Source organism: Pseudoalteromonas neustonica, from assembly GCF_001653135.1.
GTDB lineage: Bacteria > Pseudomonadota > Gammaproteobacteria > Enterobacterales > Alteromonadaceae > Pseudoalteromonas > Pseudoalteromonas neustonica.
The window spans coordinates 253,328-273,271 of sequence record NZ_BDDS01000006.1; the positions used below are offsets into that span (position 1 = coordinate 253,328).

The 19,944-nt window shown below is 38.3% G+C and carries 21 protein-coding genes; 14 read left to right on the forward strand and 7 right to left on the reverse strand.

Annotated elements, in window-relative coordinates; translation table 11 throughout:
- Window positions 1–240: 240 nt before the first annotated feature.
- From A7967_RS11355 to A7967_RS11375, 5 genes are all read left to right on the forward strand, one after another.
- Window positions 241–1,032, forward strand: coding sequence for a crotonase/enoyl-CoA hydratase family protein (locus tag A7967_RS11355; protein ID WP_054205392.1), 792 nt, complete (start codon window positions 241–243; stop codon window positions 1,030–1,032).
- A gap of 69 nt (window positions 1,033–1,101) precedes the next feature.
- The gene (locus A7967_RS11360; protein ID WP_064435701.1) at window positions 1,102–1,491 is read left to right on the forward strand and encodes a CidA/LrgA family protein; all 390 of its coding nucleotides are present in this window, start codon (window positions 1,102–1,104) and stop codon (window positions 1,489–1,491) included.
- Window positions 1,484–2,191, forward strand: a complete 708-nt coding sequence (locus tag A7967_RS11365; RefSeq protein WP_054205390.1) for an LrgB family protein — start codon at window positions 1,484–1,486, stop codon at window positions 2,189–2,191. The genes A7967_RS11360 and A7967_RS11365 overlap by 8 nt, the downstream gene beginning before the upstream one ends.
- Before the next feature lie 39 nt (window positions 2,192–2,230).
- Window positions 2,231–3,067, forward strand: a complete 837-nt coding sequence (locus A7967_RS11370) for a mechanosensitive ion channel family protein (protein ID WP_054205389.1) — start codon at window positions 2,231–2,233, stop codon at window positions 3,065–3,067.
- 28 nt (window positions 3,068–3,095) lie between these two features.
- Window positions 3,096–4,229 carry a hypothetical protein gene (locus A7967_RS11375; protein ID WP_054205388.1) on the forward strand — a complete coding sequence of 378 codons (1,134 nt, stop codon included), beginning with the start codon at window positions 3,096–3,098 and terminating at the stop codon, window positions 4,227–4,229.
- Between the two features lie 388 nt (window positions 4,230–4,617).
- On the opposite strand, the gene A7967_RS11380 is transcribed toward A7967_RS11375, so the two are convergent.
- Window positions 4,618–5,202: a YqaA family protein gene (locus tag A7967_RS11380; RefSeq protein WP_054205387.1), complete on the reverse strand. Its 585-nt coding sequence runs from the start codon at window positions 5,200–5,202 to the stop codon at window positions 4,618–4,620.
- A gap of 300 nt (window positions 5,203–5,502) precedes the next feature.
- Complete coding sequence (locus tag A7967_RS23360; protein WP_054205386.1) at window positions 5,503–6,363, reverse strand: GGDEF domain-containing protein; 861 nt, start codon at window positions 6,361–6,363, stop codon at window positions 5,503–5,505.
- Between the two features lie 200 nt (window positions 6,364–6,563).
- Here A7967_RS23360 and A7967_RS11390 point away from each other — a divergent pair, with 200 nt between their 5' ends.
- Entirely contained in the window at window positions 6,564–7,796 is a 1,233-nt protein-coding gene (locus tag A7967_RS11390) for a TMEM143 family protein (RefSeq protein WP_054205385.1), read from the forward strand.
- 15 nt (window positions 7,797–7,811) lie between these two features.
- Here the strand turns inward: A7967_RS11390 and A7967_RS11395 are convergent, their stop codons facing one another.
- Entirely contained in the window at window positions 7,812–8,144 is a 333-nt protein-coding gene (locus A7967_RS11395; RefSeq protein WP_054205384.1) for a PBPRA1643 family SWIM/SEC-C metal-binding motif protein, read from the reverse strand.
- A 126-nt stretch (window positions 8,145–8,270) separates the two neighbouring features.
- A complete protein-coding gene (locus A7967_RS11400; RefSeq protein ID WP_064435702.1) occupies window positions 8,271–9,134 on the reverse strand; it encodes a PA4780 family RIO1-like protein kinase in 864 nt (287 codons plus the stop codon).
- Window positions 9,135–9,347: 213 nt separating this feature from the next.
- Between A7967_RS11400 and A7967_RS11405 the strand changes: the two genes are divergently transcribed.
- The 4 genes from A7967_RS11405 (at window position 9,348) to A7967_RS11420 (ending at window position 11,314) form a co-directional block, all read left to right on the forward strand.
- The gene (locus A7967_RS11405) at window positions 9,348–9,566 is read left to right on the forward strand and encodes a hypothetical protein (protein WP_054205435.1); all 219 of its coding nucleotides are present in this window, start codon (window positions 9,348–9,350) and stop codon (window positions 9,564–9,566) included.
- A gap of 144 nt (window positions 9,567–9,710) precedes the next feature.
- Window positions 9,711–10,502 (forward strand): substrate-binding periplasmic protein, encoded by a 792-nt coding sequence (locus tag A7967_RS11410; RefSeq protein ID WP_064435703.1) that lies wholly within the window; start codon window positions 9,711–9,713, stop codon window positions 10,500–10,502.
- 72 nt (window positions 10,503–10,574) lie between these two features.
- Window positions 10,575–10,943, forward strand: coding sequence for a hypothetical protein (locus A7967_RS11415; protein ID WP_209438564.1), 369 nt, complete (start codon window positions 10,575–10,577; stop codon window positions 10,941–10,943).
- Entirely contained in the window at window positions 10,940–11,314 is a 375-nt protein-coding gene (locus A7967_RS11420; RefSeq protein ID WP_064435705.1) for a hypothetical protein, read from the forward strand. Before A7967_RS11415 ends, A7967_RS11420 begins: the two co-directional genes overlap by 4 nt.
- Before the next feature lie 202 nt (window positions 11,315–11,516).
- Here A7967_RS11420 and A7967_RS11425 read toward each other — a convergent pair whose 3' ends face one another.
- Both A7967_RS11425 and A7967_RS11430 read right to left on the reverse strand, forming a co-directional pair.
- A complete protein-coding gene (locus A7967_RS11425; RefSeq protein WP_064435706.1) occupies window positions 11,517–15,179 on the reverse strand; it encodes a cadherin-like domain-containing protein in 3,663 nt (1,220 codons plus the stop codon).
- Between the two features lie 2 nt (window positions 15,180–15,181).
- Complete coding sequence (locus A7967_RS11430) at window positions 15,182–15,775, reverse strand: hypothetical protein (protein WP_157756410.1); 594 nt, start codon at window positions 15,773–15,775, stop codon at window positions 15,182–15,184.
- Window positions 15,776–16,094: 319 nt separating this feature from the next.
- Between A7967_RS11430 and A7967_RS11435 the strand changes: the two genes are divergently transcribed.
- The 4 genes from A7967_RS11435 (at window position 16,095) to gbpA (ending at window position 19,427) form a co-directional block, all read left to right on the forward strand.
- Window positions 16,095–16,949, forward strand: coding sequence for an alpha/beta hydrolase (locus A7967_RS11435; RefSeq protein WP_064435708.1), 855 nt, complete (start codon window positions 16,095–16,097; stop codon window positions 16,947–16,949).
- Between the two features lie 2 nt (window positions 16,950–16,951).
- Complete coding sequence (locus A7967_RS11440; RefSeq protein WP_064435709.1) at window positions 16,952–17,509, forward strand: DUF2975 domain-containing protein; 558 nt, start codon at window positions 16,952–16,954, stop codon at window positions 17,507–17,509.
- On the forward strand, window positions 17,509–17,730 hold the full coding sequence (locus A7967_RS11445; RefSeq protein WP_054205376.1) for a helix-turn-helix domain-containing protein: 222 nt from the start codon (window positions 17,509–17,511) through the stop codon (window positions 17,728–17,730). Before A7967_RS11440 ends, A7967_RS11445 begins: the two co-directional genes overlap by 1 nt.
- Before the next feature lie 227 nt (window positions 17,731–17,957).
- The gene (gene gbpA, locus A7967_RS11450) at window positions 17,958–19,427 is read left to right on the forward strand and encodes an N-acetylglucosamine-binding protein GbpA (protein ID WP_082916329.1); all 1,470 of its coding nucleotides are present in this window, start codon (window positions 17,958–17,960) and stop codon (window positions 19,425–19,427) included.
- A gap of 73 nt (window positions 19,428–19,500) precedes the next feature.
- Here the strand turns inward: gbpA and A7967_RS11455 are convergent, their stop codons facing one another.
- Window positions 19,501–19,716, reverse strand: coding sequence for a TIGR02450 family Trp-rich protein (locus A7967_RS11455; protein WP_054205374.1), 216 nt, complete (start codon window positions 19,714–19,716; stop codon window positions 19,501–19,503).
- Window positions 19,717–19,944 lie beyond the last annotated feature (228 nt).

Consider the following 19,944-nt stretch of genomic DNA (forward strand, 5'->3'; position numbering starts at 1 on the left):
AATGAAATGCATTACCATTTGGTTATTATCTAATTGTGCAAAACGCAACGTACGTTTAGGGCAAGTATTGACGATAGGTTTTGTGGTAAGTTCAAATAAAATATACACCACTTTGTAATTTTTTGTACATTGGTTTTACATTTGTGTCGCTGCTGTAAATTTTTGTTCAATTAAAGAGTGACGCTTTACATGTAATCGATTAACTCGTAAGCTAAAAATCAACAGGTCAGAGGAGTTGGCATGATTACATTAGAAATAAAAAACACAGTTGCGTACGTCACACTATTTCGAGCAGAGAAACAAAATGCGCTTAATTTCATCATGTTCAAACAACTGGCTAAAGTCATAAAGCAGCTTAAAAAAAACAAGTCGATTCGCGCTGTTATTATTCAAGGCAGTGGTGAACACTTTTGTTCAGGGCTTGATGTAGCAAGTGTAATGAAATCCCCAATAGATATGTTTAAATTGCTCTTTAAATGGCTGCCTGGTAACTGTAACTTAGCTCAACAAGTTGTGCTTGGATGGCAGTCTCTAAGTGTCCCTGTATTTGCAGTTATACAAGGAAACTGCTTTGGAGGGGGATTACAAATAGCGTTAGGCGCTGATTATAGAATTGCTCATCCGGATACACAGTTAGCAATAATGGAAGCACGCTGGGGACTTTGCCCCGATATGGGTGCTAATGTCATTTTACCTAGTTTATTAAAGCGTGATGACGCGCAATGGCTAGCAAGTCATGCCGAACCAATAAGTGCATACAAAGCACACGAGATTGGCTTGGTCACTCTACTCAGTGACAACCCACATGATGCCTGCCAAAGTATGATTACAACTTTACTCGAGCGCTCCCCCGATGCCCTTGCAGCTATAAAGCGAGTCACACAACAAAGTTATCACACGCCAAAACGTCGCATTTTAGCAAAAGAAACCTTTAGCCAAATCAGGTTAATTATCAATCCAAATACCAAAAAAGCGATTGCCAAAGCAAAAGGTAACGACACGATAAAATATCAAAACCCTAAACACTGGTAGTCTATAAGTCGCATAGTTTTTTTAGGCTAAACATGTTCAAGTTTACTCATTAATTAAATAAAATAAGCAATGATGAAAACGACCCAAGTATTATCTTACCCTGTACTACGCTATTTGATTAGTAGCGCATTGATCATTGGTAGTTTAGCTGCGGCAAAAACAATAATGCACTTGATTGGAGGGGGTTTTCCTGCGCCATTACTTGGGATGCTTATATTACTGTCGCTGCTACTATGTGGCTTAGTGAAAGAGCAACAATTACTTCCCTGCGCTTCACCTCTTTTAAATTTTATGCCCCTGTTTTTCATCCCCGCCGGTGTCGGATTTATTGAACACTTAGGCTTAATTAGACAGCATTGGCAGTTTTTAACAGCCACACTGATTTTTGTTCCCCTGAGTAGCTTAATTCTGATCAGTTATGTGATTGCCCTATTCAAAGGACGGGATCATAATGAGTAATATGTGGTGGTTGAGCATTCCAATTATAATTACGCTCTTTATATTACTGAGAAAGTTGAATTCTCGAATTCAATCACCTTTATTAAAGGCAATAAGTAACCCCGTATTTTTAGCCATTACTATTTTCGCGGTTATCCTTGTTGCAGCAGATTTATCTTACACGCGCTTTTATCAGCACAGTCAATTACTCAGTTGGCTATTAGAGCCGGCCATTGTTGCACTAGCACTGCCTCTTTATCAGCAATTTATCCATATCAGAAAAAACGCTTTATTAATTTTACTTAGCTGTACTTTTGGCGTTATTAATGCAACCGTTGTAGCGACATTATTGAGCGCTTTATTTGATGTTCCTGTGCACCTAGCTGCGTCTGTAGCAGCACTGTCTGTAACAACGCCTATTACTTTGCTAATTACCGATTCGCTCGGCGGCATTGCATCCCTAGCCGCAGCGATGGTTATTTTTATTGGCCTGCTGGGAGCGCTATTTGGCTTTATGCTTTTTCGCATTTTGGGGATTTATAACCACCAAGCACAAGGTGTTGCTATAGGCACTGCATGCCATGCTATTGGCACCGCCGCTGCATTAAATGAAAATACGAGCATTGGTGCTTTTGCATCAGTTGCCATGGCATTAAGCGCGCTGGTAACTGCGTTAATCGTCCCTCTACTTTATCCTTTTTTAAGCAAAGCTCTGCTATGATAAGCAACAATAGAGCGTTTAATTTTTAATGAGCACGTAATGATCAGTACAGAAATACAACAAGTCGAAAAATATTACACCATGATCAGCGAGTACCTCGTTAAGTACAGCATGCAGCTAGTCGGCGCAGTATTGATCTTAATTTTTGGTTTATGGGTTGCGCAAAAAATATCTAAAATGGTTGCCGCACTCATGGCGCGCAATAATATGGATATCACGCTTACTAACTTTGTCAGTAATGTCGTAAAAGTACTGCTGGTCATCATGTTTATTATTATCGCATTGGGCAAAATAGGCATAAGCGTTACACCATTTGTAGCTGCTATTGGTGCCGCGTCCCTTGGTGCAGGCTTAGCACTACAAGGGATGTTGTCTAACTATGGCGCAGGTTTGGCGATTATTGCCACTCGTCCGTTTATAGTAGGCGATACCATTGAAGTTAAAAACGTCAGTGGCCAAGTTAAAACGATTGAGCTGGGACATACTGTTCTTATCAACGAAGAGAAAGTCGAAATTACCATTCCAAATAAGCATATCGTCGGTGAAATCCTGCATAACTCGTTTAATTACTCTCTTGTTAAGGGCGAAATAGACATCGCTTATAACGCCAGTGCTGAACAAGCAATTGAACTCATTGAAGGGGTATTAAAAAATCATGAATTAGTTGCTGATGACCCTCATTCACAGGTCGGCATTGAGCGCTTTGCAGACAGCGGCGTTACTATTAGTTATCGCTATTGGGTACCAACAACTAAAATTATTGAAACCAAATTGGCTGTCAATGGAGGCGTATATAAAGTAATTCAAAACGCAGACATTGAAATTCCATTCCCGCAACGGGTTATTACTATCAACAAAAATGAGCTGGGTAGTTAATTTAAATCTCAACTTAAAAGGATAACAAATGCAAAGTAACTCAGTGAACGCAGCTAAATACCTTGCTCTTGTTATCCTCGTTATTCTTTGCTGGTTACCCCATTTTAACGATTATATTATGACGTTTATTGACCAAGCCCTACTACAGTCATCTATCGTGTATGCATCAGCACGTAGCGTAAACGCCATTATCTCGTTATTACAATCTGCTGAGGTTGGGATCGGTATCGCAAGTATTCAACCCGCGCAACTACTTGATCCTGTAAATGATTTAGCCGAATACATTGCTGATGCAATGCGTATGGCTATTGGCTCACTCTTTATTCAACGCATACTGTTCACTATGTCATCGGGTGTGTTTTTTAGTGGCTTATTTACACTAAGCGCCGTCGCGTATGTCATTTGTGACTATGGTGGTTATTTAAAGCAACTAAAAGGACGGTTACTGGCAAGCTTGGTGTTAATCAGGTTTTTAATTCCCTTGGTTGTACTGAGCACTGGGCTAATGAGTCATGCATTTTTAGATGAAGAGATTGATAATAAAAATCAATATATCGAAGGAAAAGTAGACACTTTAAATACCCAAGCAAATGCAACATCACAGCTATCATCGCAAGTGACGGCTAAAATAAACAGCCAAAAACAAACTATTTTTGATGAAATAGAAATAATTAACACCCAAGAATTACAGTTAAATACCGTTATAATAAACAATCAACAACGCCTAGATAAACTAACTCAACAGATAAATATAATCCAAGGTGCACGCTCACTCACAGAAAAAATAACCCTTACAGAGCTTGAATCTGCCAAACCATTAATTGCAAAACAACAAGCCCTTAAACAAAAGCAGGCTGCTATCAACAATCAATTAGCCGCGCTGTACTTACAAAAAAGCCAACTTAAAAAACAACTTATTGGGCTTAACGACCAACTAACGGGAAATACTGGTAATATAGTGAGTCGCGTTGTAAATACGGTTAGTAACGGCATTACTAATATGGTGGCATCAATGGAAAGTTTATTTACAGATTTTTTAAACTTGCTTTCACTCTTGATATTAAAATTACTACTGATACCGCTATTATTTCTATATTTATTCAGTAAAGCATTTACAGCGATTTGGCAACGCAGCGTCACCCTAGGGCGTGTTGACCTTTGAGGATTGAAATTTGTTCAACCTAGGGGCGATTTAATCGCGGCGCGAGGTTTGGAATCGAGTGGGCTCGATAACTGCTCCTGCGTTATTCTACTGACTCACATCCATGTGAGAATAAGTAAAAATCGAGCAAAGCTTACACGTCCTGCTCACGCCCCTTACCTACATCCGTGTAGGCAACAAAGAGTTAATCGCCCCTAGGAAGAACCCTTTGGGCAGCGCATGTTTGGCATTTATACTGCGTTATCGCCTACTTATGGGGAACAACCACACTGCATAGGCGCTGCCTTGCCTAAATACCAAATAGACTGCTGAAAAATTAATCACGAAAGGTCAACACGCCCTAACACTACGCTAAATAAAAGATGAAGTTATCAGTGCAACCAAATGATTAAAATAACGTACTCATCCACCACGCTAACAGTACTATAATTGAAGTTGCAACTAACGCTTTAGCTTTGTGTTTTTTGATAATTCGCTCAGCCTGATCGCCTGCAAAATATACCACCAGCGCGAGACCAAAATAACGAATAGAGCGCGCAATAGTGGTCGCAATTAAAAACAGCAGCAAAGAGTATTTAGTAGCGCCCGCTGCCAACATAGCAATCTGAAATGGAATTGGCACAATACCCAAAGTCATTACAAACCAAAAACCTTGCGCTTGCATTTTTTGCTTAACCTGTTCAAATTGCTCGGGGCTTGAAAAGCTATTTATAACCCAATCCCCTACCATATCAAACAAATAATAGCCTAGGGCATAACCTACTAAGGCCCCAAAAATACAGCCAATAGTAGCCATTAGGGCAATTAGCCAAAGCTTTTCACGCCTAGCTTGCATTAAAGGAACCATTACCGCTTCTAATGGGATAGGCACGATAGTTGATTCTAAAAATGACGCAACCGTGATCCCGCTGAGCATATGCTTAGAATCAATAAATTGACGAGTTTTTTGTTTTATACTTTTCCCAACAGACATCCTAACTCCTTGTGCACCCAAAAATAGATAATTTAATTCTATGTAAAAGCGAGTAAATACATGGTGAAATATGTGAAATATCCTCTTCGATAATACCCTTACTAAATCCACTCTTATGCACTACAGCTTTACTCTTTGCAATCTAAGTGCCAAACAAAAAACAAAGCTTAACCTGCTAAATATAAAAGGGTTTTAGTATAAGTGAATTATTAAAAAACGAGGAGTGAGGCCATCAAATGTAAAATTGGCCTTTAACTCTGTACATATTGGAAGGTATTTTTATTACTAAAACAACAGGTGTTATGTTATTTCAAAACGTCCTCGGCCACTATTTTTAGCTTTATATAACGCTTGATCTGCACGCTTCATAACCTCTATCAACGAATCATCAGCTTGCTTTATTGAACCACCAATACTAACACTTAACTTACGAGTTGCAGCAACATCAACAGTACTTGCAAGAGTTAGCAAGCGCTGTGTGATTGCTGTGATATCTGCCATACACGTACTTGGGTAATAAATGGCAAATTCTTCGCCACCGATACGAGCAAAAATAGCATCGCCCTTAAACTCACTCGCAAATAGAACAGCCAATTCTTTTAAAACATGATCACCGATATCATGCCCAAACTCATCGTTAATTGATTTAAAATGATCAATATCAACAATAAAAATACTGTAAGGCTTACTCTCATTGTTTTTCACATACTGGTAAAAGTAACGCCTATTAGCTACTTTAGTTAAATCATCCGTAATTAGTTCTTTAGAAAGCTGTTGATGAGCTTGCGCCAAATTCTGCATAGCTAAGAATAAGCCGTAACCTGTCACTAACATGCCAGATGTACGAAACATATCTTCAACATAAATACCAATCCATTTAGGTTGAAAGAGTACTTCATCTAATAAATCAAAAAGCAATCCTGTAGTCCATAACCACAAACCTAAGCTTAAGAAAAAATACGTTTTTATCACCAAGTGAGATAACTGAACCAGCCAAAATATACAAATAACAATTAATAAATTTATTGCATCAGTCGCAACACCATTAAAGTATATATCTTGCTCAAGCACATGATATTCTGATAAATAACCAACTATTACTACGGCAATCATCACAACAAACAACACAGTAAAAAGCTGCTTTAAGGGTTTAATATACATAAAGAGGAGTCGCACGCCATTTAAGATTAATTACAAATATGCACTATTACATTAAATAGCCATGCCAACAATAAAACATTAAAAAATCTCAATGTGCTTTATTTAACATGCAATCATAAGTTAAGTCTCAGATTTATGTCGCATTTATAAGTTTTATTTTTTACTATCTATGAATTAATAAGTATGTAAAAGCGCACCGTATGTCAAACGATCGATTTATTCCCTTCACAAAGCACGATATTGTCGATCTCTGTGCCCAAGAGCTTACCGAACAAGATACTGAGTCCTTCAAGCAATTTAGCCATTTACTCGCAAGCTTGATACATAATCAATACCATCACCAACTTGAGTCACTTAAACATAACTATGCCCCTTTTGACCCAAACAGAGACACTCGCTTACTCGGACTAATTTCTGATGAACAAAAAGCCCTTCATCAGGCTGAATTTGCTAAAGAGTTTGCAAGCATTCTCAATGCAGCAAACTACGAAAAGATCACTTCTGACGATTTACAAGATGCCCTGCGTGAAGAGTCACTCTTTAAAGTACGTTTAGCCGTTGAGTTTGATGATTTTGCTGAAGTCGTGTTTTATCGCAGAGGTGAATCCCAAAAAACTGAGCAACTTCGCTCATGGTGGGGATTAAAAACACACACTCTACAATTTACAAATTATGAACGCGTTGCGGTGTTTATTCGCTTTAAAGGGGCTGATTACTTTACTGCAAAAAACAAAAAAACACTGGGTTATGAGCCTAATTCGACCATCATAAAATTATTTCAAAACGTCCCTAAAGCAGACCTAGAAATGTTGTTTCCAAACAGCGAAGTTAAAATGCGCCCGATTGATAAAGTGGTCATTGCCACATCAGCACTCATTGGCGGCGCGATAGTATTAGTGACGAAACTTGGCGCGTCTATTTTATTGTTAATCGCTTTATTAGCCTTTTGGGGAGGTTGGCGTAATGAAGAAGTACATATGAGCCAACAGCACTTTATTACTTTTGCTATTGGAATGGGCGTGTTTGGTAGCTTTATTTTTAAAGAATGGAGTAAATTTAAAAACCGTAAAATTCGTTTTATGAAAGCACTCACTGATAACTTGTACTTTAAAAATTTAGACAACAATGCAGGCGTATTTCATACATTGATAGACTCTGCCGAAGAAGAAGACGTTAAAGAAGCACTGCTTGCCTACACCTTCTTATTAAAGTCACCGCAAGGTTTAACCGCGCAAGCGCTTGATGAAAAGATTGAAGACTGGTTTAAAAATAGCTACCAATGTGAACTTGATTTTGAAATTACTGATGCACTGAACAAGCTAACAAAAATGAAACTGGTTACTGTTATTGAACAGCATTACTTTAGTGTTGAGTTAAGCCAAGCGAAAGCTCAGCTCGATAGCCATTGGGATGGTTTATTCAACTACAGCTAAACTTATTTAATCGAGTTAAGCACAGCACTTTTTATATTTTTTACCACTTCCACACGAACATGGATCGTTACGTTGTGGTGTTTTCTCAAAAACTTGCGTAACGGGTTTGTTGAGTACGATATCCAAAGGAGCAATGTCTTCAGCTAACGTACTATCAACTTTAATATCAGCAAATAAATCATTGGCTACCAAAATAGCATTTATTTCACGTTCGCGCTCAGGGCTTTGCACCTGTAAAACCAGCGGATTTTCTTCGCTACCAGGTTTTACATTTGGCTTAGGCTTATAAGTACCTTGGTTATTTTTACCCATAATATCGGGTTTACCGCGATAGAAAAATTTTGACACCGGCGTTCCTAACTGTCGTTTTAAAGCAACTCACCGCGAGTCGCCAAAGGCTGCGCAGTCTAACAGAATTTAAGGCTGTTAGCGCGCATCTTTAACATTGACCATAGCGTATAACACGCGATATCTTTACTCTTCGTCAGGTGCTTGTGCAGCCTTTATCCGTTCTTGGTTTTCTTGCATTTGCTCAAATGCAGCTTTGATCTCATCAAGAACCGAATCAACATCAGCAGCAGCATGATCATCGACTAAATTACCGTAAAGAACCGTTTCAGCGGTTAACTCACCCGCTTGATACAATGCCCACATTTCTTCACCAAAACGTGTGTCGAGTATTTCTGGTGCGTACTGCCCATAATACAAGCGCATATTACGTACATCGCGTAAAAACATTTCTTGCGCATTGTTATTTGCCGCCGCATTCACCGCTTGCGGTAAATCTATAACTACGGGGCCATAACTATCAACTAACACATTAAATTCAGACAAATCACCATGCACAATACCTGCACACAGCATTAAACGAATGTAATGCACCATAGTAGCGTGATCTTCAATTGCTTGCTCAGCAGTTAAACTTACATCATTTAAGCGCGGCGCAACATCACCATCATTATCGGTGACTAAATCCATGATCAGTACACCATCATAACAACCATGCGGCTGTGGAACTTTTACACCAACCCGTGAGAGTGTAAATAGCGCATCCACTTCAGCATTTTGCCACACATTTTCTTGTTCTTTACGGCCAAATTTAGAGCCTTTTTCCATCGCACGGCCACGACGGCTGTTACGTACTTTGCGTCCTTCTTGGTATTTTACTGCTTGTTTAAAACTGCGGTGTTGTACATCTTTGTATACTTTCGCACAGCGAATATGTTCACCGCAGCGAACTACATACACTGAGGCTTCTTTACCACTCATTAATTGGCTGATGACTTCATCAACTATACCGTCCTCTATTAACGGTAAAATCTGTTTTGGCGTTTTCATAGCACACTTATACCGTACTTAGTCATACCTTTTAATCTACTCACATCTATATTTTATTTTCAGACCCTTACGTTAAAGCAAAAGTAACTGAAAACCAATGCTAATAATCGCAACTTTATGCTTTATTGCAGATCTATAAGCGTAAAAAACTTGACTAAACCTGCCAAATCCACAAACTACGAGATAAATAGCTTTAAATTACACTTATTAAATATGAAATCAGAAATTCGCTATCGTTTCCAGTCAGGTCAAGTAGCTAACCGTTTTTTAAATGAATTAAAACACTGGCCTATTGCAGATGTAAAAACCACACTTTTAAATGGTGGTTTTGATGTTAAGGTTAGCTATTACTTTGACAGTGCAGAATTTGACTACACATGCGCAGAGCTCGATGATTTAGCAGCCAGGCATGAAGGCAAAGAAGTTACCTAAAAGAGTATATAAAAATTCATTACTTGTGGTTAAAATACGAATAAAGAATAAAGAATAAAGAATAAAGTATTTTAATAATTTCTATACCTTTAGGCTAACTTTCACTAAACTGCACTCTGCTTGTTTAAAAAGAGAGCATTTATATTGCGCAACCTGCTACTAACCTTCATTTTACTACTGTACAGCCCATTTGGTTTAGCAACATCGTTAACATTCGTAGCTGAAGACTTACCTCCTTATCACTTCAAAAATAGTGAAGGTGAAGTGGTTGGTGCTTTAGTGGATATTTCAAAAGCCGTTTTAAAAAAAGCAAAATTAACGGGTAAATTTGAAATAATGCCAATGGCACGCGCTTTTCATGAATTTGAAACACACCCAAATATCATCATGATGTCGTTATTAAAAAATCCAACTCGTGAAAGTCAGTTTCAATGGCTCGGTCAAGTCTATTTTGCAGATGCATATTTAGTAAGCCTAAAGGATTTTAAATACTCGACCCCCTCACTTCAAGCCGCAAGAGCTTACAGGGTCAGTACGATTAGGGGTTACTCAAGCGAGCATTATCTTAGAAGTGCTGGTTTTGATGAGAGTAATAACTTAGTACTCGTAAGTAATTACTCTCAATTGTGGAATATGCTTTATAAAGGCCGAGTTGATTTTGTTTTAACTAACACACTCACATTACAAAATGAATTAAAACTTATTGGTTTAGACCCTAACCAAGTAAAAAAGCATGTTCATTTAACTGATTACCCTTCCACACTCTACTTTGCTGCAAACAAAAATCTAGATGAGCAAACGGCATCAGCAATTAAGCTAACGATTGAACAAGTAAAAGAGAGTGGCCAATATCAAGCAATTTTAAAAAAATGGCAGTTACCTGAACCTGAAAAACAAATAGCAACCGAACAACCATATTTAAACATCGTAAAATAAAATGAATGATCCTAACAATAAAATGCTTTACTGTTTAAAACTACAAGTAAGCCCTATTTTTAACACTGCGCTATGACCAAATTTTTCATCCTAAAATACATTGCTTTTTTTATGGGCTCTATTGCGTGTTACAACTTACATACACAATTTATGGTACCTGTGGTTATTGCATCTTGCCTTACAGGGCTTATTGGTAGCTTTATTCCTTTTCCAAAAAGCTCTGGTAATCACCCATATGCGGCTATTTATGCTGGGAGCTTTGCAGGTATGTGTTCACAGGGTTTAATAAGTAGCTACTGGGAGCTTGCCATTATTTCATTGATTGGCGCAATTTTGTATGTATTAACAACAAAGCTATTTACAGGCTTTGGTGGTAGATTGGGAAGTATTGCATTTGTCAGTGTAGCTCTATTTGTATTAGCTAAGGGGATTGTTTTATGAGCCTTATATCTGCACTACTTGCGTTACTTGGCGCATTCTTAACTTTTTACCTAGCACAACACAATCGTCTTGATGCTATTCGTGCATCAGCAATCTTATCAATTATCGCTTATCTGCTATTGAGCTTGAGTGACGTTGATGCACAGCTTTACAGTGCAATTTTTTTTGGCGGTACCTTCATCGGCATGAGTGCGCCTAAACGCTTTGGTATTTACACTTTATTTTCAGCCAGTTTGATTTTTTCAGTACTGTTTGAACATTTAATACCGAGATTTAATAACTTTGGGGGGGCATTGGGTGTCAGCGCATTTTTATCAGTATGCATTTGCCAAACGGCTATTGTACTAGGAGCTCCGCGCAGTAAAAAATAGTGATGCCAATTGCATTGAATTAGCGCTCCGTTACAGCGATAAGGGAGTAGCTCAATAACAAGGCAGCGTTTATGGCTATCATGTATAAGTAATTTTTAATGCCGCGAATGAGTTATTTAATTAGCAATAATGCTCATCCATTCAGTTTAACTCACAAAAAAAGCAAGCTTAATGAAGCTTGCTTCTGTTATTTTAAATTATATTATTTTTTACGTCGTCTAAGCGCCGCAAATGGCATTAATAACAATGTAAACCAATATAAACTACCACTCGATTTACGCGAAGTTGGCTCTGTATTATCTACCGGCACAGCAGGTTTAGTACCTTCGCCTGTAATAGTCATCACAACGTTTGTTGTTACTTGCTGTTCACCATCAGAAACCGTGTATGTAAATGTTTCTGTCGTAGATTCTCCACTGTATAAGCTGTCAAATTTACCTGCAGGATCATATGTTAGCGTACCATTACCATTATCTGTAACTGCACCTTTGATATTATCAGCATTAAACGATGAAACAGTTAATACATCACCATCCTCATCAGTATCATTCGCTAAAACATCAACCTGTACAGTTTCAGACTTAGTTGTTGTTGCTGTATCTTCGACACTTACTGGCAATGTATTTACACCTACAATCGTTATAGTCACTTGCGCTGAGCTTTGCGCGCCCAATTCATCGGCAATCGTATAAGTGAAGCTCTCTGTTGCTGTTTCACCTTTTTTAAGGTTATCAAATTGCCCATTTGGAGAGTAATTCCAAGTATCGTCATTATTATCTGTTAACTGCCCATTAAGTGCTGCGTCGTAACTTAATAACGTAATTGTATGACCATCTATATCGCTATCATTACTCAAGGCAGAAATAGTAACTGATGCATTTTCTTTCACTTCAACCGTATCAACAGCGGCCTCAGGTGAACTGTTGATATTAACAGCTACGGTAACAGTACCTTCAACAAATGCACCGTTATTATCTGTGGCTATATATTTAAACGTATCGGTTACTATGGTCCCTTGTGTTTCGTCAGCAAATGCTACCGATGCATCATAGATGACTTTATCTCCTGAAAGGGTAACCGTTGCAAGTGTATTAGTGGTATTAATGCTGTCAATCGTTAACGTATCACCGTCAATGTCGGTATCATTATTTAAAGGCGATAACATTTTTGTTTGACCTGACCAGACGCTAACATTATCTGCATTGATCGCTGGTGCATTATTAGGCGCAACGTCGGTATTTAATGCCTCACCAGCACTAATTTGATACCCACCCGCTACAGCACTTACATCTTCATGTTTAACCGCAGCATAAATATTTGACTCTAGATCAGCTTTATCTATTGTATAATATAGATACCCTGTTTTAGATGGATTAGTATCCAGAGTAATGCTTTCTTTTATTGCTGTTGTACCATCTGATTTATATAAATTTAGGCTCGGCTTCATACCTAAACTTAAATCAGCTACACGAACGACTAAATCCTTACTAGTATCAACACCACTAATATCATAAAAGTCTATATCACCTGCATTATCAACAACACCTGTAACACCTGCATTCGTTGTAGCTAAATCATCACTACCTGTATAGGTATCGTTACCATCACTATCACGTGGTACATCGGTAATAACTAAAGATGTTTTAGTGATACGTACAAAATTTTCAGTAATCGCTGGTAACGCTTCAATTGTAGGAACTGATCCATCTAAAGTCGCCGTTAATAAACCCGTAGTCGTATACATAGCAGCGCTATCATTATTATTTACGTGAACTTCTACTTGGTAAATCCCGTTACTTTTATAAGGAGCAATAACAGAGTAGATACCATCACCTGCCACCGCATCTCCCTCAAGGCCATTATCAAACATATCCAACGTCGTGGTAAGGTCCGACGGTGATGTAATAGTCGCAACTACATTAGCCCCAGTGATCAACTTATCCTTCGTAATCGCAGTGGTGATAATCATCGGTTCAGGGTAAGTTACTGCATTACCTGTAAAGCCTTCTACGCTGACCGTATAACTACCTGAAAGACTTGGCTCCGCACTAATATTAACAGCAGTTTTTAACTCACTATTTACGCTCACATTACTGATCTGCAGCTGCCACTGCCCAAGACCATGTGCCGCAATATCAGCTTGAGTAATGTTTGTATTGCAAGACTGTGTGCCCGCGGCTTCAACACACTCAAAAACAACTCCGGTGACTTCAACACCAGTAGCATCTAATAATTTAAGCTCAACATCCGTTGCCGCTAAATTATGATTCACAAAAACATTAATATTATCTAAACCTGAATCAACTTCTATTGCTTGCGTGGCACTTTCAGCACTATTTATTGTGAGCAATGATGACGCTAAATTTTGGTTATCCGTTGCGATTGCATTTGCTTGTAAAAATGCATCCACAATTTGTGCAAGTGATGTAGGAGATGAAAAATATTTTCCCCCGGTTTCATTTGCTAACGTTAATAAAGGGCCTGTTGGTGATGCAAAGCCATAACCAAAGCTAAAAATAGGAATATTTGAATTTTGATAATTTGCAATAACCTCACTTTGCGACCTTGTTGAGCTATTATCATCGCCATCAGCTAATACAAATACCACTCCTGGCGCACCGCTCCCCTCATTTTGTTGATAGGTAACTAAATTATCTAGCGCTAACTGTGACCCATCGTATAAAGCCGTTGAGCCTGAAGAACGAATAGCATCAATTGAGGCCTTCAGACTTACTTTTACACCTGTATCAGGGTTTTCGATTTTTTGTATTGGAAAGTCCTGTACAACACTGCGGTTGCTAGAAAAACTCACTAACCCCAAGGAAGTACTGCCTTCAGCTGTCGCATCCACTAATATTTTGGCGGCTTGTTTTGCGTTATCAATTGCTGAGCCAGACATGCTGCCTGAGCGATCTATAACAACTTGCATATCAATATCACCTTCAACCCAAACAACTTCAAGTTGATCGCGACATGATGTCTGGGCCGTTGGTAGCTCAATTTTTACTGGTGTAGTACTATCAGGTGCATTATCTGCCAATGTGACAAAACGTGTACGATTAGGCTGCGCTGTTTTACGCCCTAACTTAGGGTCATCTTTAGCATCTTGCAGTAATACCTCCCAAGCACTTTTACCGTAAACCCGCCCTTGTGCTGTACGGTTTACGTCGCCTATAGAATCTGCCGTAGAATGATTGAGCCATATCATATCACCTTGCGTTGCTCGCCATTGGTTACTCATTATAGATGTTGCAGCAACATCTGTATTTAACGGTGTGCTCGCTTCCCCTGAATCGGCTGTACCCTGGTATTCATCAAATACGCCATATGCATAATGCCCCCACTCATGTGCTAATGTATAACCTGCACCTAATGGATCGTTAAGCATGTCATGATCAACACCTGGCGATGCACCATTAGGGAAAACATCACCAAACCAAATGTGCATGCCATTGGCACCAAAACCAGAAGCATTGGCACGTGGCCACTCTCTTTCACCCCAAATAATGTCAGATTTAGAGCGATGCTTATTTTCTCTAAATACACTTACTTTTCCTAGCTTATGCGCACCATTAGTTTGTTCACAGATACCATCGGCAAAATTTGCAAAAATTTCTTCATAAACTACTTGCTCAACCCCTTCAGGGTTATTATGCAAAGAGACTGTAATATCAAATATCGCTTTAGAAGAATCAGTGGAGCTTACATTGACTGATTGGATATTTTGAGCTGAAAAGGTTTGCTTATTTTGGTTTTCATCTATTGTATTAACGCGTGATAACCAGCTACTTGCAGCAAAAACAGAGGTTGAAGCCAACGCCATGCCTACACATAAAGCGCTTTTTGTAAGTTTATTTTTTTGCATTTTTAATTCCTTTTTACCACTAAATATAATTGGAAGGTATGCTTTCCTTGCCCGACAATCAGTCTACGATTACGTTTAAGTAACTTAGTAATCTCAGGATAAGCTTGATGAAACTCAGTTAAAGGCATTAATTTAAATGCGCGTTCAACGAGTAAGTTTCCGTGTAAAAGGAGATCCGGCTTGATTCTATTGGGTACATGCAAAACAATGATATTTTGATTTGAAACCGCCTCTAACAAAGTGCTTTCACTGATAGAAAACAAATCTGTCGATGCAGTCGCACACGACTGAAATACATTTCCATCATTCCAGTATTTATAAGCATTTCCATACTTATTACTTTGCTCTACAGGTACATCAATTATACATTGAATACTTACCGCGTTATGCTCAAAATATTGATGGGATAACAAATCCAAATTTGAATCAAAATAAATCAATTCAAACTTATTATCTGATAACTCATTAACTATTTTTGTAGTGAAATAACGCTGGATATTTAGAGGGGACTTATTCACATAAGTGATATGCGCGAACGCATAGCTACATACAACAGATTGCCAAAGGCAAAAGGCAGTAATAGTCTTCATCATCATCCCTGAAAAAACCAATCATCCATAATACAACCGCAACCCTAGCAAATAAATACGAAAAAAAAAACCTTTTACCTACTAAATTGAATGATAATCAAGCTAAATAAATTGCTCAGTCGAATTAGCAATTTATATTATCTGCTATCAAGCACCTTCCTCTTTACTTATTAAATCAGCCATTTTTTGGTTAATTTCATCATCACATTTATAACTACAGTGGTGGAACATTGAAGTTTAAAACAATAAAATTACCGCTAAACGATAACTTTTGATTGATTAAAAGTAACAATCCTGACATATTAAATTTTTTAAAGGAGCTACCATGTTAAAAATAATTATCAAAATATCACTTACTCTACTGCTATTTAGCCAAGCAGCCTGTACTACCATAAGCCTTAAAGAGTCTCACTTTATTAAGCCAGATAAACGGATACAACTCTCTGATCTGAAAGCTATTAATCGCTCAGCAAAAACACAACTTATAACGATTGCTAGCCAAGATGGTATTCAATTAAGAGGAACGTTAATAACCATAGATAATGCTAAAGCAACTATTCTATATTTTGGTGGCAATCAATTTAGAGTAAATATAGCCGGGGGCGAGCCTGCAACGGCACTTTTGTCTTTACAAACGAATATATTAATGATCGATCACAGAGGCTATGGGCTTAGTGACGGGAAACCCACTATTGATAATTTAAAGCAGGATGCGTTAACCGTTTTTGATTTTGCAAAGCAACACAGTGAACTTGTTAATGCGCCTATTATTGTTCACGGTCACTCATTAGGAAGCATGATAGCAAGTTATGTTGCCAGCCAGCGTAATGTCGCAGCCCTAGTACTTGAAGGCAGTGTAACCAATGTAGAGCAAATGACACAATCTCGTATCCCATGGTACGCAAAGCCTTTTATTGAGCTGAACTACTCACCTGAGTTACGCAGTATTGATAACCTTAAAGTCATCGAGCAATACACTGCGCCTTTACTTATTATTACAGGCGAAAAAGACACACAAACGCCAAGCTCTCTTGCTAAATCTCTGTACGCACATTCAGCATCAAAACATAAGCAATTATATATCGCACAGGGAAAACATCACGGTGATGCACTAGATGGTGCTGAACTTAAAAAGCATTATGAGGTATTATTAGCCCAATTAACGCCAAATAGTCTATAACAATGAAAAAAATAATTTGGATGAGCAATATCATTTTAACGCTGCTATTGCTCAGTTTACTCACGATGCTCATTACCACTGTAATTGTGCTGATCAGCGATACCCCACTATTAAATTTTAGCCAAGAAAACGGCACTAACATGTGGATTGGGCTTGAGGTAAGCGGATCATGGGCATCAGCCGCTAAACAACTAACACAAAATAACTTCAATGCTGTAATTTGGTTAGGTTTACTGCAACTACTGCCTTTTATTTTAATTAATATTATTTTGATTCGGTTATTTTACCTTTATCGCCAAGGACTCTTTTTTAACCCAAAAAATATTAGCTGCTTTACTTGGCTTGGTACTGTTTTACTTGCTCAATTTATTATTGTTGCCATTTACCCCGCACTACTTTTTACACTACTTAATTATGTAACCGGCAGTGGACTTGGTAGAATGGTGTCAATTAATGACACAGACATTATTGGTTTGTTAGCTGGATTAATTATTTACGTCATCGCGTGGGTAATGAAACAAGCACACCAATTACAACAAGAACAAGAGTTAGTAATTTAATGGCAATTATTATCGATTTAGACGTAATGCTCGCGAAGAGAAAAATGAAATCTAGCGAGCTTGCAAATGCAATTGGCATTACCCCACAAAATTTATCAGTATTAAAAGCTGGCCGCGCAAAAGCGATTCGTTTTAGTACTTTAGACGCTATTTGCCAACACCTTGATTGCCAACCAGGCGACCTATTACGTTACGACACACAAGATCACAACGAGCTCTAATTTAATGTTTTAGAGAGAAAGCAAATACCAAATAACTACCTGCTACAAAAAAACAATCCATTACAACTAAAAAACACACCTAACCTCTACTTTTCAAACTTAAAGCTTATTGTGTAAAGCACACCTCAAAGTTACCATAAAAGGTACAAGCAGAATAAACTTAAGCTACATTTTTGTGCTTATTCTGCGCGTCAAATTAAATTACATTTAGCTTTTTTAGGATCATAATGAACATATTACATAAAACATTGCTCGCAATGTCACCGTTGGCATTAGCAATGTTACTTCCTGTTTCAAATACCGCATCAGCCCATGGTTATATTTCTAAACCAGAATCTCGTGGCTACTTATGTCGCCTACGCGAAAACGCCAATTGCGGCAATGTTGTTTATGAACCACAAAGCCTAGAAGGACTAGATCGTTTCCCTGAATCAGGCCCTGTTGATGGTCATATTGCCAGTGCAGGTCTTCGCGGATTTGGCCAACTAGACAGTCAGTCAATCAATCGCTGGACAAAACGCCATATTAAAGCGGGTCCAAATGAGTTTAGCTGGACACTAACAGCCGCTCATTCATCTCGTGACTGGCGTTATTTTATTACTAAAAAATCGTGGAACCCTAATAGCCCATTAACTCGCGACCAATTTGAAGCGGTTCCTTTTTGCGAATACCAAAGCTACAACAAACAGCCACCGCGTCAATTAACACATCTGTGTAACGTACCGTCAGATCGTAGCGGTTACCACATTGTACTGGGCGTATGGGATGTAGCAGATACTCCAATGAGCTTTTATAATGTTGTTGATGTGATGATCGATAACGGTGATACCAGCAATGTGTCGTGGCAAGATGTAGGCGATATTGGCACTGGTCGTGATTTAAAAGTAGGCGATAAAGTAAAAACTCGCGTATTTGGTGACTCTAAAGAATTACCCTCTTTACAAACCGTGTTAGAAATAACAACCACAGAGCAAGGTCTTAGTGAAAATTGGACCCTTGCTTTAGCGCAAAAAATTAACGAGTCACAGTCATGGCTACAAGCAGGTCAACTAAATGAAGATAAAAATATTGAGCCAATCTCTGGTCGCAATGAAATCTTCGCACAAAGTAACTCTGGCATAAGCTCAGTTGAGCTTGCTTTTGAAATGGCGCCACTGCCTAAACCAAACTTTACTGTGAGTGGTTTAGCCCATAACTACGTCATCAAAGATGGCGCTATTAGTTTTGATTTTGCTATTAATATCAGCACTAAAGCCGTTATTTCTGCAACATTAAACAAGTCATATAACAGTGTGCAAAGTAAAACGTATCAAGTGGATGCGGGGCAATCACAACTCACGTTAGATTACCCTCATGCCCAAGCTGGTCACTACAATTTAGTAATTAGCTATGTTGCACACAATGGCACTACCGACAAAAAATCGTTTCACTTAAATATTGCAGAACAAAGCACTGGTAAGCCGGGAGAACCCGTTCCACCAGTGACGCCACCAAACACCGATGCTGACTTTATTTTCCCTGAAAATTTAAGCAGCTACAAAGCTAATACAATCGTGTTACAACCTAAAAATGGTAAGGTTTATCAGTGTAAGCCATGGCCATACAATGGTTATTGCGTACAGTGGTCTGAAGGTTCAAATCAGTATGAGCCTGGTGTAGGTCTTTACTGGAACATGGCGTGGATTGAATTAAAATAGTAATCGCTATTTTATCTAGATGCTCAAACCACCAGTGATAACGCTGGTGGTTTTTCAATTTTAATCAACTGTATTACCGCCAACCTTGTAACCAATTAGCGGTGTCTTTTAAATCGCGCCAATCGATTTCAACCGCTCGTTTTGACATAACCGCCTCAATAACACAAGCCACTACAGCGCCCTCTTCATCAAATTCCATATCAACAATAATAAAGTGTTTTTCTTTATTAATTGGCTTAACAGCCGTCCACTTACTATTTCGTAATTTTTTTGGATTTATTTTATTCACAGCAACTTCCTAAACAATGCAGCAGTTTTATTTGCTTCAATACGTAAAGCCAGGCCATTTCGTTTTATTTAACCAGCATTTTTTAACAACCGATTATAATGCACAAACGGACTTATTATTAATTTAAGAAACTGAAACAGAAGAACGAACTTAGGTGTTATATAACAAAAAGGAAGGTTAAACAGTAGAAGGCTGTTAATAGTGTTTGAGTAGGCTAAAATTTATTAT